At 64.3% G+C, this 17,018-nt stretch carries 8 protein-coding genes and 4 pseudogenes; 2 read left to right on the top strand and 10 right to left on the bottom strand.

Annotated elements, in window-relative coordinates; translation table 11 throughout:
• A pseudogene (locus ABF648_RS10080) lies at positions 1 to 448 on the bottom strand (IS3 family transposase); the annotation flags it as partial.
• Between the two features lie 98 nt (positions 449 to 546).
• Here ABF648_RS10080 and ABF648_RS10075 point away from each other — a divergent pair.
• Positions 547 to 1,515, top strand: coding sequence for an IS481 family transposase (locus tag ABF648_RS10075; protein WP_127822715.1), 969 nt, complete (start codon positions 547 to 549; stop codon positions 1,513 to 1,515).
• A 112-nt stretch (positions 1,516 to 1,627) separates the two neighbouring features.
• Positions 1,628 to 2,887: pseudogene (locus ABF648_RS10070) on the top strand (IS256 family transposase).
• Positions 2,888 to 3,011: 124 nt separating this feature from the next.
• Here ABF648_RS10070 and ABF648_RS10065 read toward each other — a convergent pair.
• From ABF648_RS10065 to ABF648_RS10025, 9 genes and pseudogenes are all read right to left on the bottom strand, one after another.
• Positions 3,012 to 3,287, bottom strand: a pseudogene (locus ABF648_RS10065) (transposase); the annotation flags it as partial.
• Positions 3,288 to 3,430: 143 nt separating this feature from the next.
• Complete coding sequence (locus ABF648_RS10060) at positions 3,431 to 5,950, bottom strand: S8 family peptidase (protein WP_224209228.1); 2,520 nt, start codon at positions 5,948 to 5,950, stop codon at positions 3,431 to 3,433.
• Positions 5,951 to 6,033: 83 nt separating this feature from the next.
• Complete coding sequence (locus ABF648_RS10055; RefSeq protein ID WP_091969908.1) at positions 6,034 to 6,990, bottom strand: AAA family ATPase; 957 nt, start codon at positions 6,988 to 6,990, stop codon at positions 6,034 to 6,036.
• A 111-nt stretch (positions 6,991 to 7,101) separates the two neighbouring features.
• A complete protein-coding gene (gene mobF / locus ABF648_RS10050; RefSeq protein ID WP_415632148.1) occupies positions 7,102 to 10,650 on the bottom strand; it encodes a MobF family relaxase in 3,549 nt (1,182 codons plus the stop codon).
• A 92-nt stretch (positions 10,651 to 10,742) separates the two neighbouring features.
• A complete protein-coding gene (locus ABF648_RS10045) occupies positions 10,743 to 11,579 on the bottom strand; it encodes a hypothetical protein (RefSeq protein ID WP_062818750.1) in 837 nt (278 codons plus the stop codon).
• 5 nt (positions 11,580 to 11,584) lie between these two features.
• Positions 11,585 to 14,146, bottom strand: coding sequence for a DEAD/DEAH box helicase family protein (locus ABF648_RS10040; protein ID WP_097799556.1), 2,562 nt, complete (start codon positions 14,144 to 14,146; stop codon positions 11,585 to 11,587).
• A complete protein-coding gene (locus ABF648_RS10035; protein ID WP_415632147.1) occupies positions 14,143 to 15,816 on the bottom strand; it encodes an Eco57I restriction-modification methylase domain-containing protein in 1,674 nt (557 codons plus the stop codon). The genes ABF648_RS10040 and ABF648_RS10035 overlap by 4 nt, the downstream gene beginning before the upstream one ends.
• Positions 15,813 to 16,466, bottom strand: coding sequence for an N-6 DNA methylase (locus ABF648_RS10030; protein WP_097799555.1), 654 nt, complete (start codon positions 16,464 to 16,466; stop codon positions 15,813 to 15,815). The genes ABF648_RS10035 and ABF648_RS10030 overlap by 4 nt, the downstream gene beginning before the upstream one ends.
• Positions 16,467 to 16,537: 71 nt before the next feature.
• A pseudogene (locus ABF648_RS10025) lies at positions 16,538 to 16,717 on the bottom strand (helix-turn-helix domain-containing protein); the annotation flags it as partial.
• Between the last annotated feature and the right edge of the window lie 301 nt (positions 16,718 to 17,018).

Below are 17,018 nucleotides of genomic sequence, written 5' to 3'. Positions count from 1 at the left end.
CGCGGGTGTGCTCGTCGACGATGGAGCAGATCTTGATCGGACGGCCCTGCTCGTCCGCGTCGAACTGGAAGTCCACCGCCCACACGAGGTTCGGTGCGACCGCTGCCGGGGCGTCGACGGTCGAAGACCCAACGCGTTTGCGGCGACGCCGCTGCGGGACGCGCAGCCCTTCCTCGCGCCAGAGCCGTTGGATCTTCTTGTGGTTCACGACCCACCCCTCGCCGCGGGCATCGTGGTAGGCCCTGCGGTATCCCCACCGCGGGTGCTTCTTCGCATACGCCCGCAGCCAGTCCCGCAACGCCAGGTCCGGGTCGGCTGTCGTCTCGCCCTGGAGCGGGCGACGGTATGCGGACCTGCTCAGCCCGGCCAGACGGCACGCCATTCGTTCGCTCACCCGCAGCTTGCGCTTGAGGTGGTCGACGGCGGCGCGGCGCCTGCCCGGGCCTAGATGTACTTCCCCGGGACGTTGTGAACAGTTGAGCTGAGGGGGGAGGCCTCCGGCAGGATGTGGGTTACCACACACGCATCCAGGAACCGGAGGCCTCCGTGACCCACGCTAACGCACCCCTGACCCCCGCTGGAAGGCTCCGGCTGGCCGCCTGCATCGTCGACGACGGCTGGCCCCTGAGACGGGCTGCTGAGCGCTTCCAGGTGAGTCCGGCCACCGCGAAACGCTGGGCCGATCGCTATCGTGCCGGCCAGCCGCTGATCGATCACTCCTCCCGGCCGGCTCACAGCCCCAACCGGTTGTCGCGGCGCACCGAGCACCGGATTGTCGGGCTGCGGTTCACCCGGCGGTGGGGGCCTCATCGGATCGCCTACCACCTGCACATTCCCCGCTCCACCGTGGGGCGTGTCCTGGAGCGCTACCACATGCCTGTGCTGGCCAACACCGATCAGGCCACGGGCCTGCCCGTGCGCCGCCCCGACCCTGTCCGCTACGAGAAACAGGCCCCCGGGGACCTGATCCACGTCGACATCAAGAAGCAGGGCCGTATCCCCGACGGGGGCGGCTGGCGGGCCTTCGGGCGCGGATCGGTCCAGGACCGAACGGCACGGGCCGCAGGAGACCGCGCCGCGCGGGCGGGCGCGCCCGCATCTCGGGGCTACCGGTATCTTCATCACGCCGTCGACGATCACTCCAGAGTCGCCTACTCCGAGATCTGTGACGACGAGAAGAAGGAGACCGCTGCGGGGTTCATGACCCGGGCTCTGACCTTCTTCGAATCCATCGGGGTCGCCGTAAAGGCCGTGATGACCGACAACGGGGCCTGCTACCGGTCCCGGGTCTTCAGCCAGGTCCTCGACGACGCCAAGATCGGTCACAAGTGGACCCGGCCGTACCGGCCTCAGACCAACGGCAAGGTCGAACGGTTCAACCGGTCCCTGGCCGCCGAGTGGGCCTACGCCCGCGACTACACCAGTGAAACTGAACGCGAAGCGGCCTACACGGAATGGTTGCATCACTACAATCACCACAGACCCCACACAGTAGTGCCCCTTATGGTGGTGTAACCCGCTGGTGACCAGCCCGTCGGCCTCCGCGACTTCGTGGTGGACGGCAGCGCGGTCACCGTGTGATCCTTCGAGAAAGCTCTCTACTTCTCACTCGAAAGGAACAACCACGATGACCGCTGCCCATATTGTCGACCCGACGCGGGTCCTGGACCAAGCCCTGGGCCAGGCCTCCCCGGACCTGTTGCGCTCACTGCTGGCCACGATGATCAACATGCTGGCGTCGGCCGATGCCGACCAGGTCGCCGGCGCGGAGTAGGGCCGCCCCGATCCCGACCGCCTCGTCCAGCGCAACGGCTACCGTCACCGCGACCTGGACACCCGGGTCGGCACCGTGGATGTGGCGATCCCCAAGCTCCGCCAGGGCAGCTACTTCCCAGAGTGGCTGCTGGAGCGGCGCAAGCGCGCCGAGTCGGCGATGATCACCGTGGTCGCCGACGCCTACCTGGCCGGGGTCTCCACCCGCCGGATGGACAAGCTCGTCAAGCAGCTGGGTATCGACTCCTTGTCGAAGTCCCAGGTCTCGCGGATGGCCGCCGACCTCGACGCCCAGGTCGAGGCCTTCCGCCACCGACCGCTGGGCGAGGCGGGCCCGTTCACGTTCGTGGCCGCCGACGCCCTGACGATGAAGGTCCGGGAAGCCGGACGGGTCATCAACGCGGTCGTGCTGACCGCGACCGGGGTCAACGCTGACGGCCACCGGGAGGTCCTGGGCCTCCAGGTCGCCACCGCTGAGACCGGGCCGGCCTGGAACACGTTCTTCGCCGATCTGGTGGCCCGGGGCCTGTCCGGGGTGCGGCTGGTCACCTCGGATGCCCATGCCGGGCTGAGGGAGGCGATCGCGGCGAACCTGCCCGGGGCGGCCTGGCAGCGGTGCCGGACCCACTACGCGGCCAATCTGATGAGCGTGTGCCCCAAGAGCCTGTGGCCGGCGGTCAAGGCCATGCTCCACTCGGTCTACGACCAGCCGTCCCCGGCCGCCGTCGACGCCCAGTTCGACCGGCTGCTGGACTATGTGGAGGCCAAGCTTCCCCAGGTCCATGCCCACCTGGACGCCGCGCGGGCCGACCTGTTGGCGTTCACGAGTTTCCCGGTCGACGTGTGGCGCCAGATCTGGTCGAACAATCCCCAGGAGCGGCTGAACAAGGAGATCCGGAGGCGTACCGATGCCGTGGGGATCTTCCCCAACAGGGAGGCCGTCATCCGGCTCGTCGGGGCCGTGCTGGCCGAGCAGACCGATGAGTGGGCCGAGGGCCGGCGCTACCTGGGCCTGGAGGTCCTGGAACGCTCACGGATCCCTCAGACCCCCGTCAGCGAAGACCAGACCCGCCTGGAAGGAGCAGACCACATCCCACCCGAACTGACAGCCTGACCCCGTATCGAAAGATCACGAAACGGATACACCACTACAAGGGACTTGACCCCCCACACCGGTATCGGCGGCCAGACCCCCTCAGAACGTGTTCACACCTCACGGGGAAGTACACCTAGAAGTTTCCCTCAGCCAGCTCCCGCAGGGCAGCCTTCTCGAGCTCTGCCTCGGCGAGCAGCCGCTTGAGCGTGGCGTTCTGCTTCTCGAGCTCCTTCAGCCGCTTCGCGTCGTCGGCCTTCAATCCGCCGTACTGGTTCCGCCACCGGTAGTACGTCTGCTCGGACACTCCGAGCTCTCGACACACCGCGGCGATGTCGCTACCGCCCGCGAGCATCCTGTCGGCCTGCCCGAGCTTACGGACGACCTGCTCCGGAGTGTGACGCTTCCTGCTGTTCGTCATGATCTGACCAGTCTCCCTGCCCGGACCCCCGGGCAACAGGACGACTCACACAACCACCGGACCTACCAGACGGGGTCAGCCCAGGGCCACCGCGTGGGACGAACAAACACGTGGCCCACGCAGGAAGGTGGACGCGGGCGCAGCTATGGTCTGATGCGATTCTGGACAAGGGCGCGTGCACGCAGACGGTCACGTACCTCTTCGTAGATCGTGTTTGACGTTCGTTCTGCGGTCTCGACGGAAACAACTAACGCATATCGGATTGTGCTACTGGTAGGAAGTCGTTGAGCATCATCCATGCATTCCACGTGTATTGGAAAACTATCTCCTTCGACGAAGGACATCGCCCGGGATCCCTGCACTATCTCGTGCTGAAGACTCCCCCTTCGAACTGCGTTGCGCTCGGCATCCGAACGATCTCCACCTGCAAGCTTCGTATCCGGCGTACTGAAGTAGACCTTCGCACTGCGATATCGAGCCAGCTGACCGACGGTTGGTGCCGCGAACGCGAGGGTGATCGTGAAGCGGTGCCACTCCGCCTTCGCGCGCAGCGAGATTGGCAGAGGAACCTCGTAAGTATGTCGCTCGTTTCGCCCGATATGACCACCAGCGAGCATCACCGCCCGGTTGGTCGCAGCCGTAGCGAGTCGATCCAAATCGAGACGACCATACCCGAGCATGGCGGTCAGCTGACGACGCGCTTCCTGGCCGCTGAGGCCCAAATCATGACGGAGCGTCTCCTCCCAGATTCCCCAGCTGCTTGCATGAGCGAGAAGGGCCCGAGCAAGAAGTGGATGGTACTGCGGGTCCGGCAGCGGGGCATCCTCAGCGTCAGGCTGGTCAGCTTCGAGGATGTCGAAGATTCTGCTGGCTTCGCGGGTCACGAGGGCGGTCGCATTGCTAGTGCCGTGCGTAAACGCCGTGCGGTTGACGGCCCCACCAGTTCCTGGAGCCGCTACTTGTTGCCCCGGCCCAGTTGCGCCGGTGCGCGCCAGGGAGATCGACACTCGTTCCTGATTTGGATCGATGACTGGTCGCGTGTAAAGCGCACGGCCACCACTGTGATGCAAGTCGGGCTTGATGGATCGGTCGACACCAGGCCCAACAGCTTCATAGAGAGCTGGAGCATCCGGCCGAGTGATGTCCCACACAGTGTCGGTCGCCTCAACCTCACCGAGTGCATCAGAGTGACTCGCACCGACAGTTAGCGCATTGAGCGCGTCACCGGGCGGCAGGATGCCACGGAGGAGGCCGGAACCGTACACGGCGCGCGTCGCAGCAACACGGGCCGCGGCGACGTCACGCGTGGCCTCGCTGGGAATCGTGAGCTCGTCTACGTGATTCCCCGCACTTACGACAAAAAGAAGGTTGTAAGAGCTTGCGAGCCAGTCCAAAAGCCGTCCAGCCGGACTCATTATTCGTGTCAACGCTCGCGTCTGCGCCCCAATAGACAAGTTGACAACCCGGACGCTCGGCGCTGCGGCAGGTTGATTGCCCTCGCCGACCATCATCCGTCTGATTGCGCGATGAAGCAGATCAGGAAGTAGACGATCCGGGACTACCTGCTCCTGCCCAGCAATGAACTCATGGGGTCGGAGGATTGGTCGGACGTATAGGGGACGGTCAAGAGGTTCCGAACCTTCTGTGATATCACCATGAATGATGAGCGATGCCATCGCTGTTCCGTGGTGACGTGCAGCGACAGGATAAGCTTCGCCCAATCCGTCGGGATCGTCGATCAGGAGACGCCCCTGGAGCGCGACATGGTTTGCAAACGGCAGCCCGTCGAGCAAAGCTACCCGAGGTTTGCCGTCACTCCGCTCGGCGGGTAGCAGGTCGGTCAACGCCTCTGGCTCAAGAGTAGTTGGAGAAACGCTCATCGGCGTGAAGGGGCTCACAAACATGACATCATCACTCGTGAGGAGGCGTATCGCCTCGGCCCCGTTGGCAAGCACATATTGAACCTGCTGGATCGGAAGCTCGACCAATAACGCATGGTATTCAATCTCGACAATTTGTGACCGGTCCACGACACGACCACCACTTGAGGTGACGATGTGTTCGACATGGGCTTCAGCTAACGTCCGCTGTTCAGAGTTCCGACGATGCCACAGCTCGACTTCGACCAGCACAGTGCTGACCGACTGCCCGATCATGCTGACAGTCTCTTCCCACCTCTCAAGAAGGCCAGTCTCTCGGATGCGGTCCTCAGCGCTCCATCGACGGATCGCAGTGAGTTGCTCGAACGCAGCCTTGAACTTTCCGAGACCATACTCGAACGCTGCCGACGGGCCTGCCTGCCACAGTGTGAAGAGACGAAGCAATTCGTCAATAGCCTTTGAGTTCGACATGACAAGGTATAGAGAGTGCGCTACGCGTTTGTCCGTTCGTGCACCAGTACGTTCAACCATGTGAAAGTCGTCGTCAGGAGTGGAGCGGTCGGCGACGAGTTCCGATAGAAACTCCAAACCTTCGACGCGGTTTATCGCGTTTTGAAAATCTTTGACGGTTCCAGCCAAATCGAACACGACAACGAGTGCCGGGTCGATCTCATCGGGCGCTTCGAGGCTCAGCCGAGCACGCTCGCTCGCGAACGCATCTTTGAGGACCTTGAACTGTGGCGTCAGCCGCTCGCCCTGCCGAGCCGCTCCCGGCCTGGACAAGCGCGGAAGGCTTCGTAGCGCCTGCTTTGGTCGAGCACTAGCAACTGGTGGTCCAAACGCCAGGAGCGGCCTACGGTCGGCCGTCACCAGCTCGCCTCTCCCCGGCGATGTTCAAGCCGCTCCTGGACGATTTTCCGAAGATTCACATCTGGAAGTTCCAGCACGGCACGTCTGCGGACATCGAGCGCAAACTCCTCCAGTTCGGCGAAGCTTGCGCCAGCCAACTTGTCCGCCAGAGTCCTTGGAGCAAATCCAAGGTCTCCACCGAAACGATCGGCAAGCCGCTCCAGGAATCTCGTAGCTTGAGATCGACTTGGAGGTTCTAGCTCCGTTCTAATCTGGAACCTCCGCCATGCCGCTCTATCCAACAACTCGCCGTGATTCGTCGCCCCGATGAATATTACATGCGGTGGGAGTCGGTCGATTTGGAGAAGCAATGTGGAAACCACTCGCTTTATCTCGCCAGTTTCATGCTCGTCCGCTCGCTCCTTGGCGATGGTATCCAGCTCATCGAAGAACAGAACACAACGACGAGTGCGTGCGAATTCAAAGGCATTATCGAGGCGTGCGGCCGTTTCGCCAAGGAAACTCGACATCACACCCTCATAGCGAATCACGTAGAACGGCAGCATCAACTCCGTCGCGACCGCTTCCGCAACACTCGTCTTGCCATTGCCTGGAGGGCCAGACAGCAAGAGTCGATTCCGTGGCTCAATGCCGTAACTCCGCAACAACTCTGCGCGCTTCTGTTCTTCAATCAGCTCCGTCACGACCCGGTGTGGGACGGGCGCGAGTTCAAGATCGCTCAGCCGACGGTTGGGGACAACTTCATGCACGAGATCCCTGATGGCGGCCGCCCTGTCATCACGGACAGGGCCCTGCCCCGTCGTGGTGATGAGTTGAGATAAGCGGTCTGCCAGAAGGTGATGCTGGTTGGCACGCTCTTCCGCGATCACCGACTCAACGAGCACCTTAAAACGGTCCCTGTCGCCACGGCGTTCGGCTTCGACGAGATCCAGGAGGAGATCAGCGCGCGGCACCGCTCCACCTCCTTCAGTCGTTGGTCACATCTCATGTACAGTCTACCGGCGTTCGCCTTGGCGACCACGTGCCCGCGCCGACACTCGATCGAGCACTTGCTCGATGTTGCCTTACAGCGACCGCGCGGTGCTTCGTCTTGCTTGCCCCTTGGCCTCATGCGCAGCAGCCGCGGTGGTCGTCGGCGCTGCATCGACCGCTGCGCGTGCCCGCGCGGCGTCGAGCCTCTGTCCGTCGGATGCTGTCATGGTGCCGAGTGGTGTATCGCCGCTGATGTGGTACCGGTCCCGGTAGGCAGCCACCACCCGGGCGGAACCTCGCCAGGTGGTCAGCATCTTTGCGTTCGTGGGCCGAGGTCCCAGCTCCGCGGTCCACGGCGCGGCGCCAGCGAGCGCATTATCGAGGACAGCGTCGGCACGGGCTTCGATGAGGTCGCGGCGTTCGTTGAGGGCCTGTCGCATTTCGTCGCTCATGGTGCCGGTGGCTTCCGGGATGAGCCCGGCGATGAGGCGTGGCGCCTTGCGGGCGCGTCCCGATCCGGCTGGGCGTGCAGTGGCCATGGCGAGACGGTGGTGGAGAACTGCTGCGACGTCGTCTGCATCCTCGAGTCGCCGGGCTCGGACCAATCGCGGTAGGAGGGCATCGACGTTGTGGTGATTGGCTTCTGCGCGGCGAAGTTCTGCGGTGAGCGGTCCGAAGGCGTCGGATGCCAGCGCCTCGGCAGCCTGGGACTCGGTGAGTCCTGAGTGCTGGATGAGGGTGGCCCAGCGGTCGTGTTGGGCGGCTGCGGCGATGGTCTCGTACTCGGCAGCCAGCTGCGCAATCGACCCCCAGGCCTCCTGCTCGGCCGCGATCGTCTCGTGAGCCGATAGTTCTGCACCCGCGTGCTGAAGAACGCCGTACAGGACGCTTCGGCCGGTGGCGGCCTGGTTGTCGCCGGGGTGCGGAACATCGTGAGCGGCGTCGGGTTGGTCGACGGCGACGTAGGCGACGTTCGCGTCCCGCCCGCGAGTCATGGCCACGTACAGGTTCTCCCGGGTCATCGCCGAATCGACGAGGACGTGCGCGGTGTCGGTGGTGATGCCTTGCGCCCGGTATGAGGTGACCGCGTACCCGAGTTCCACGTGCTCAGCGACGTAGTCCGCGGGGACGATGACCGTCGCACCCCACTTTGCTCCAGCGCGTTGGAGGGCGATGGAGCCATCGTTACGGACGTCCATCACGTTCCAACGGTCACCGTTGCGCACCCATCCCCGCCCGGCCCGCAGGCGTCGATCGTTGCGTCGGGTGATGACGACATCGCCAGTGGCGGCGCGCGTCCCGTCGTGGAGGTCGACTTCCCTTGGGCCCCGGACGGCCCCATCGAGGATGAGGTCGGTGCGGGCTCGCGTGTTCAAGGCGGTGACCGACTCGTTGGAGTCCGACACCAAGACAGTGGCTTTGCCTGCCAGCAGGTCGGCGCGCCAGGCGGTGTAGGCGGAGTCGATCATCTCCTCGGTCTCTCCATCGTGGATGCGGCCGTGAGCATCGTAGCTGTCGATGACATCGGTGCGTCCATGCCGCAAATCGAGGGATGCTGTCTTCTCCCACGCGTGGGTGAAGCGATGGACGTCCACCAGCTCCGGGGCGTCGCCTCGGTCGTGGACCAGCAGCCCGAATGAACCGCCCGCATCGACAGCCTGGAGCTGCGCGTGGTCGCCGACCAGCAGCACCTTCGCGCCTTCTTCGGCGGCGAGGCGGGTGATGCGATCAAGGGAGAGCGTGCCTGCAAGCGACGCTTCGTCCACGATGACGAGTTGCCCGGCGTTGAACGTGGCGCCCGTGGTCTGGTGGCTCTGCCACCATTTCGCCGTGTTCTCCGTCGCGATCCCCAGATCCTCCGCCAGAACCTGGGCGGCACCCGCCGACGGCGCCAGCCCAACGACGGAGCCCGCACCGTGCTCGGCCTCCCAGGCTCGACGCAAGGCGTTCATCGCAGTGGTCTTCCCAGCACCCGCGGGACCGACCAGCACGTCCAAGACACGGCCAGACACTGCGATCCGTACGAGCGCGTCGGATTGGTCCTCGCCCAGCACGCGTCCATCGGAGTCAGGACGCCTGGCGATGCGTTCCATCGTCCTCAGACCGACTGTCGGGCCGGTGGTGTCATGACTGCGCTCCAAAAGCCGGTCCTCGGCGTCGAGGAGCTGGTGGGAGGAGTAGATAGTGGAGTTCTTCGGCCGGAAGACCGAGGTCGCGTCCGGGCGGCGAAACGCTGCGGGGCTGGAGGCCAGTTCGAACGGCGTCAACCGGAGCGACACCGCTTCGGCGGCGTCCACGACCAGTGCGACGATGGCTTCGCGGTCCTGGGTGGTGGCGAACCGGTAGTCCATGGTCTGGCGGGCTGCTTCGGCGGTGAGATTCCAACGCCGCCACGTTGAGCGCTTCTCGCCGACCGCCGCCACGACATTCTCACCAAGGGCGCGAACAACGTCGAGCGATATGTCGTCGGCCCTCAGCAACAGCGGCTGCTCGTTGGCTACAACCCTGCGTGCCCACCCGGTTGCATCCTGACCCAGCACAGCAGTGGCGCGGTTGCGCCAGGCTGCGGTGAGGTCGGCCAGGGAGTGCACCGTCTTCTCGGGCCGAGTGGAGAGTGTTGCTTGGGCGCGCAACTTCATGATCGTCGCAGCCGACGGACGCCGCCCGTGCCCGGCCACGTACGTGTCGATCAGCCGGTCGGTTACCTCGTCGATATGGCGTGCACGGGTCGAGAACTCCGCAACCAGCTCTTCGGGAACGCCAGTGATCGCCCATGCCGGGTTGCGGTCCCGACCGCGGGCCCGTGCCTCCCACTCAACCCCGAGCATCCGTGTCAGGTGGTCGGCAAAGACGGCCTCGTGCAACTCCGAGAGCGCGACGGTCGCGCCGTGCATCGGGCGACTGTCCAGAGACCTCCACTTGCCATCCAGCACGGTCTGGACCTTGTTGCTGATCACCACGTGCGTATGCAGGTGCGAGTCACCGGCACGGGAGTCGTAGTGGTCGTAGGCGGTGGCGATGACACCGCGAACGTCAACCTGGGCGACCGCACCGTCGCCTGCGGTCGTGCCGGTGCGGGTGGCGGCGACCTCACGCTCCATGAAGGCGATCATGTCGGCAACGGCGTCATGGTGCGCTTGGGCGATCAGGGATTGCGTGCCTGCGTCAGCGACGGCCCACAGCACGCTGGCGGATTTCGGGATTGAGAACGTGAAGTCGAATCCTGCAACGGCCCTCCGCGTCCCGCGCTCGGCCTCTTCGGCCTCGATTGCAGCGATTGCGCGGGCACGCGCGGCCGGGTCAAGGTGCTGGTCGAGGGTTGCAGTGCGCTCCTCGATACGTTGCGTGACCGTCTTGTAGACCGGATACGCCCGGCCGAGCGGCGCGCCCGTCACTGGGTCACGGCCCATCCCCACCAGGAGCTGGAGCTGGGCTTCGCTGACTTCGTCGCCCGAGGTGACCTGGCCGGTCCCGAGCGCTGGGAGACCGCTGCCCATCCACCGGCCAGGAGGAGTGCCCTCCGCGTTGTAGTAGCGGGTCAGTGGCGTCGACAGTGACCGGTTCCCGTCCCCGGCGGCGACGGTGCGCAGGAGGTACTTGTAGCCGTCCCCGGCCGACATCACCCGCATCGAGACCGTCACGCCCGTTCACCTTCCCTGTGTCAGAAAGGAGGTGAACTACCCGGTCCACCGGGGCCTCGATCTGCCAGAGGCGTGGCGGCTCGAATGGAGGCTCAGGAGGTGGGGCTGGCGGCCAACTGTTCGAGGTCTGCGAGGACGCCTTTGAGGACCTGCTGGGCGATCCTGGCTGTCTCGATTCGGGGTGCGAAGCCCTCTTTGAGCTGCTGTCTGGGGTGGATGTAGTTGCGGAAGTTCCGGACTTGGTCGGCGTGCTTGGCGACATCCTCGCTCAGGACACCACACGCCCGCGCGACGGCGATCAACTCCGACAGGCTCCACTGATCCAATGGCTTCGTCTTGCCCTTCAGCATGGGCGCCGCAGGGGACCTGAGGAACTCGGTTCGGTGACCCATCGCAACTTCGGAAAGCAGTCCCTCGACCGTGCTGCCGACGAGAAAGATGACCGCCAACGGCGCGTCGGCGTCCAGTGCTCGGTCGATCTCGCCCATCCTGTCGGCGATGACCTGCCCAGCGGTGAGTTCGGATGGGAGCGCATCAAGGTTGAGGGTGCCAAGGTCCTTGTTGAGGAATGCAACGTCGTCAGCGGAGAGTGCCGGAATGCTGGCTGACTGGAAGACAGCGGTGGCGGTGTCGATCACATCTTGCTCGTAGGCGGTCGGCGTCTTCTCGTCGCGGCGTGCGATGAATCGCCAGTGATCCAGAAGATCCAAGTTGAGCTGTGCGACGACCTCGGAGGGCTCCTTGGCCCAGATCTGGCGGAGCACAGCGGCCTTCGAGCCTTGGTATCTGTCGTAAGGATCGACGCCAATCCACGGCTCTACGAACGAGGCGAAGCTCGCGTTGCTGAAGTCCATGACGTAGCCACTCGGCATCCCGAAGAGGTCTTCGAGCATGGACTTCACCGTGTTGTCGAACGTTGTGTGCGCCATCGGGGTCACTCCTGGTCGATGGCGACGACGGTGTCGTAGAGGCCGTAGTGGCGTAGGCCCTTGTGGGATTCGATGCCGGTGTAGGACAGGGAGGAGTCTTCGTAGCGGCGGAAGGCGAAGACGGCCTGGTTCATGTGGGTGGCGTTGAAGACTCCGAGGTTGACCAGCAGGTTGAAGTCGGCCACGGTCAGGCCGGTGACGGCCTTGAACAGGTCGGGCTCCAGCTTGGTGATGACGTCCTGGAGGGTGTTCTCCCGAAAGTCGGTCAGGTACATGAACGCGGGGATGCGGGTCGCGAACTTGACCAGCTTCTCCTGGATCTGCTTCCGCTTGGACTTGTACTCCTTCTCCTCGTCGGAGAGTTCCTTCTTCTCCTTCGGGGTCAAGTCCTCACCGCGATCCTTCTTGGTGGCCTTGACCTGCTCGGACTTGTTGACCACGGTCTCGAAGATCGCCGACCCGAGGGCCCGGAAGCCTTCGATGTTCATCACGGCGTTCATAGCGTCCTCGTTGCCCATGATCCGGCGCAGCGTGTCGTTGTCGACGTTGACGAGGATCGCGGACTCCCACTTGCGGGCCAGCAGGGTCGCGGACGTTCCGGACATGGCGATGTCGAGGATGCCACCCGCATCGACCTGCGTCATGTTCGACCCGTCATAGGCCAGCACGGGCAGGAACTTCACCAGCTCCTCGACCGCGTGCTCAGGGTTGGGGGCTTCTGGGGACAGGCCGATCCCGTAGTCGGAGATCTGGCGCAGCGCCCGGGTGGGGGCGAAGTCGAAGACGAAACACGCGGGCTTGAGGATCAGCTCCTCACTCGGGTCGTCCCCGTCGGGATTCTTGATCGACCACGGGGACTGGACCCGGAACGCGGCCTGGAAGTACGTCTCCGGAGAGTTGAGGTTGCGCAGCATGAGGATCGACGACCACTGCTTGACCGTCACCCCGGTCGTCAGCTTCCCGCACGACAGGGTGATCGTCTTCGTGTCGTGCCCATCTTTGATCGCCTCACGCACCGGCGGCAGCGCGTCCAGCCCGATGCCAGCGTCGGGGCCTGCAACGGTGAGCACCGTGTAGTCATGCCAGTACACGTTCTGCCGCTCAGCCAGCAGGTTCTCCATGGCCTGGCAGGCGGCGACGGTCGGCAGGAACCAGAACGAGTGCTGAAGGTACGGCAGCAGGCGAGCATCCGAGTACGGGAACGGCGGGCGGGTACCCATCCGCATCGCGTCGAGCTGGGTGGGCATGTGGGCGCCGCGGATGATGTCCAGCCACTTCTGCACATCCGACTTGTGCACGAACTCCGCCATGACGCCGGTACCGGTGGCCTCGAAGAACGCGTTGAGGTCGAACTCGTCGAACTCGCCCTGGCTCGCCACCGAGAGCAGCTCATCAGGCATCTGGTAGGTGAACAGTCGCATCTCCGGCAGCGCCCCATACGGATTCCACTCACCCGGATGCTCCGCCGCGTATTGCTGTTTGGCGCGCTGTTCGTCGGTGTAGGTCCAGTTGAAGATCTGCTCCTCAATGAACTCGCCCGTCGCCAACGCCTTGAACGGGGTGCCCGACAGGTACAAGTAGGCGCGTGTCGTGATGGGCAGGAACTCGTCCTCGTCGTTGCCCAGCTCGTCGAGTTCCTCATCGAACGCGACCAGACCGTCGTGGTACTCGGCGGCCAGCTCCTTCTTGGCGACCTTCTCGTCCTCACCCTCGAACAGTTCCTTCGCCGACTCCCGCCACGCCCCGAAGTGATACTCGTCGAAGATCACCAGATCCCACGGTGTGGTGTGGACCCACTCGTTCTTCGCCTTGATCAGCCCAGTCTTCTTGTCCCGCCCGAGCAGGTCCTGGAAGGACCCGAAGTACACGAGCGGACGATCCCGGTCCATCTCGTCAGGGGTGCCGCCGGTGGCCTTGGACAGGTACTGCCAACCATCGAAGTCTGCGTGGGACTCTAAGTCGGTCTGCCAGGCGTCCTCCACGGCGGGCTTGAATGTCACCACCAGGACACGCCGGGCCCCCATCTTCTTGGCCAGCTGGTAGGAGGCGAAAGTCTTGCCGAACCGCATCTTCGCGTTCCACAAGAACCGCGGTACCGCATCGGCGTCCTCAGCCCAGATCGAGTCGTAGTACTCGGACGTCTTCGCCACAGCTTCGGCCTGCTCGGGACGCATCCTGAAAGTCTCGTGGTGCGTGCCAGTCAGCTGGGTGCCGGTGCGCAGTTCCGTGATCGCCGTGTGCACGTCGTCAGGCGTGCAGCGCATCCACTCCCGGGCCGACCCGAAGACCGGGTTGTCGAAGCCCTTCGCGGTCAGGCGGCGCCGGACGTCACTGTCGCGGAAGATCGACCCGTCGTCGCGTTCGGCGGGCTCGTTGACGTGGAGCGTGTAGGGCTGCTGCATCTGGCCCTGCGACTCGCGGATGCGCTCGTTGACGTCCGCCTTCGTCGTCTGACCGACCTTGATCAACCCCACATAGTCAGCGGGCGGATCGTTCGGGGTCCACGCGTAGATCCGAAGCCGAGCCGCGGGTTTCTCGGGGAGAAGCTCTTCGAGTGTCCGAGTCATTCGCCGGGCTCCATCGGGCGCACGATGCTCTCGACGAAGTGAATCTCGTCATCTGTGAGGCTGTACTTGGCGTAGAGGTCCTCATCCGTCCATGGCCTCGACCAGTCCTGGGTCGGGACGAACGTGTAGACCTTGCGCGTCGTATCCTGCGACGGCTTGTGCAGCAGGATGAGGAGCCGAGTCAGACGGCACGAAAGATAGGAGAGGACATTCGCGGTTTCCTGTTCGGTCTTGAATGGGCCGATGCACAGGTAGGTCTCTGAAGAGATCGAGGAGGGCTCTCCAATGAACGGGGTGGAGATGATCCGATGCGGGTACGTGTCCTTGTTGCCGGTTCCCGGGGCTGCCCGGCCCACATATACCTTCCAGCTGTCGATGAGGGCGTGTCCGCTGGGGATGTCGTCGCGCTTGACGTAGCCCGTGCCACCGTTCTGGTAGATCAGCACATCGTTCGGGCCCTTGCGCGCGTGACCCCGGTAGGTCGTTTCCAGGCCGAAGGGCTTTCGGGAGCTGACCAAGAAATCGAAGCGCTTCTCATCGGGGAGGCGCACCGTGTCGACTTGCCCTGTTTCCACGGCCATGACCTTCTTGAGGATGGAGACGCCTTCGTTGAAGCGGAGGAAGACGTCTGCACCCTTTTCGAGCAGCGGTCGCACTGTCGTTGATGGCGCTGTCTCCTTGGCATGGGTGGTCACAGCGCACTCGCCAGGGTGATCCCGGTCCCACAGGAAGTAGCAGACTCCGCCCTTGAGGCCAACGCCGGGGAAGACGTCGGAGGCGTTGAGGTAGTCGTCGATCGAGCGGAGCCGTTGGTCGGTGAGCATCATCTCGCGGAACTCGTCGAGGCCCTTACCTCCGGAGAACCACCGTGATGGGATGATCATTGACAGGAAGCGGGGATCGAGAGCTTTGGCCTGCTCGACGAAGTGCTGGTAGATCGGTGCCGCGGAGGTGCCGTATCCGCCGTCCGAGAGCTGGTAGGGCGGGTTGCCGATGATGACGTCGAACTGCATGGTGTCTCCGAACAGCTCGCGGATGCGGGCTTTGATGTCGTCGGTGTGGATGAAGGCGTAGGCGTGGGCCTCCAGATCGGTGCTCCGCGCGTAGTCGTCCTCGCCCGCGCCGCAGTAGCGGCACTTGCGGTGCGTGTAGACGACTTTCTCGTCTCCGGTGAGTGGGTCGGCGCGGTATTCGCGTTGCCCGCCGGTCCAGGTGTGTTCGGTGCGCTGGAACCAGATGTTCCCGTTCTCGCTGTCGAACGATGTGGCGATCGAGTGGGGTCCGTTGGCGTACTTGGAGCAGTACACGGAGCGGCGGGCCAGCAGGGCGGTGAGCTGGGTGATGCCGATGCCGTAGACCTGCCGGGTGAGGATGTGGTCGACCCGCTCCGCCCTGTCGGGGAAGACTCGGGACAGGCCGTCGGTGAGGCGGCGGGTGATCTCGCGCAGGAACACGCCGGACTTGGTGAACGGGTCGAGGAACGTGACGTTGGGTTCTGCCCAGATGTCGGCGCCGTCGTGGGCGTCGGCCCACCGCTGGGCGAGCAGGTCGAGCATGGCGCCCGCCATCTCGGGTGGGGTGAACACTTCGTCGTTGGACAGGTTCGCGATGCAGGTGAGCACGTCGGGGTTGTGGCCGCGCAGTGCGAAGGGGGCTTGGGTGATGCTCATGCGGCGTTCACCTGCCCGGCCAGGTCTGCCACGGTCATCGTTGGGTAGGTCGTCTGGGGTGCGAAGAGGTCGGCTCCCATGTCGGCGAACAGGGAGCCTTCGGCCTCCCATGCGGAGCGCTGGGTCAGCTCGTCGTAGCGGAAGTCGCGGCGCTGGAACTTTCCCTTGCCCAGGTATCCCCATTCGGCGAACGTGATCGGGCCACCGCTCGGGGTGGTCATGGTCAGGGCGTCACCTTGGACGATGTTGACCTCCAGCACCGCTCGGGCGGCGCGGGCCCAGTCGTCATCCTGGTCGATGCCGAGGAAGGCGTTGAACAGGGTGGCGAGGTTGTCGCGGCATTCGGCGGCGTTGTCGGGTAGGAGTTCGATGCCGTAGGTGCACATGAGGGCGAACAGGGCGTAGTGGCGCTTCTCGAAGTCGCTCTTGCCGTGCTTGGCGGCCACGGTCAGGAGTTTGCGGGTCAGGACGGGGACGAGGAAGTTCCCCGACCCGCAGGCTGGCTCCAGGACACGGGAGTCGATGCGTTCAGATTCTTCTTGGACGAGGTTGAGCATGTCTTCGACCATCCAGGAGGGGGTGAAGACTTCGCCGTGGTCGGCGACGCGCTGCTTGGACTTGACCAGGCGTTCGGTCTCGCTGGCGTTCATCGCCCCTCCTTCCGTTTCGGCTGGGTGCCTGCCTGCTCAGGGTAGGGGCCACCACCGTCATGTGTGTGCGGGCTGTCGCTGGCTGCGGCGCCGGTGCGCACCCACTCGTCGACCTCGGTGGCTTGGCACTTCCACAGGCGCCCGATCTTGTGGGCGGGCATGCCCTTGTCGGCGATCCACGCGTAGACGGTGTCTTTGGTGACGCCGAGGTGGGCCGCGATCTCATCTGTGGACAGCCAGGGCTCGCTCACGAGGTGCCTCCTTGGATCGGTAGGGGCAGCACAGCTCCAAACGGGCCCAGTCTAGCGGATCAGACCGTTTCAGATCGGGTTTGAACGGGAATCAACCGTGTTCGATCCCCGTCGAATGGGGTGTGAGTGCGAGACAATGGGGGTATGGAGAGGATCTTCCCGGGCAGCGCAGGAGCTGTCAGGCAGCGAGCACCGGGGCCGATCCATGTCGAGACGGAGTCCTCCACCAGAGTGGTGGAGCCGGTCGCGTATATGTGCCTGCGGTTCATGCTGGTGCGCGAGGGCCGCCTGTTCGTGCACT

The organism is Propionibacterium sp., from assembly GCF_047719395.1.
Taxonomy (GTDB): Bacteria; Actinomycetota; Actinomycetes; order Propionibacteriales; family Propionibacteriaceae; genus Propionibacterium.
Note: the sequence above shows the minus strand (reverse complement) of the source record. Positions and strands in the feature narration are given on the sequence as shown.

What these genes read in the sequence shown, in the direction of transcription:
- ABF648_RS10035 (WP_415632147.1), bottom strand. Translation starts at nt 15,816, where the DNA reads ATGAGCATCACCCAAGCCCCCTTCGCACTGCGCGGCCACAACCCCGAC.
- ABF648_RS10030 (WP_097799555.1), bottom strand. Translation starts at nt 16,466, where the DNA reads ATGAACGCCAGCGAGACCGAACGCCTGGTCAAGTCCAAGCAGCGCGTC.
- ABF648_RS10040 (WP_097799556.1), bottom strand. Translation starts at nt 14,146, where the DNA reads ATGACTCGGACACTCGAAGAGCTTCTCCCCGAGAAACCCGCGGCTCGG.
- ABF648_RS10045 (WP_062818750.1), bottom strand. Translation starts at nt 11,579, where the DNA reads ATGGCGCACACAACGTTCGACAACACGGTGAAGTCCATGCTCGAAGAC.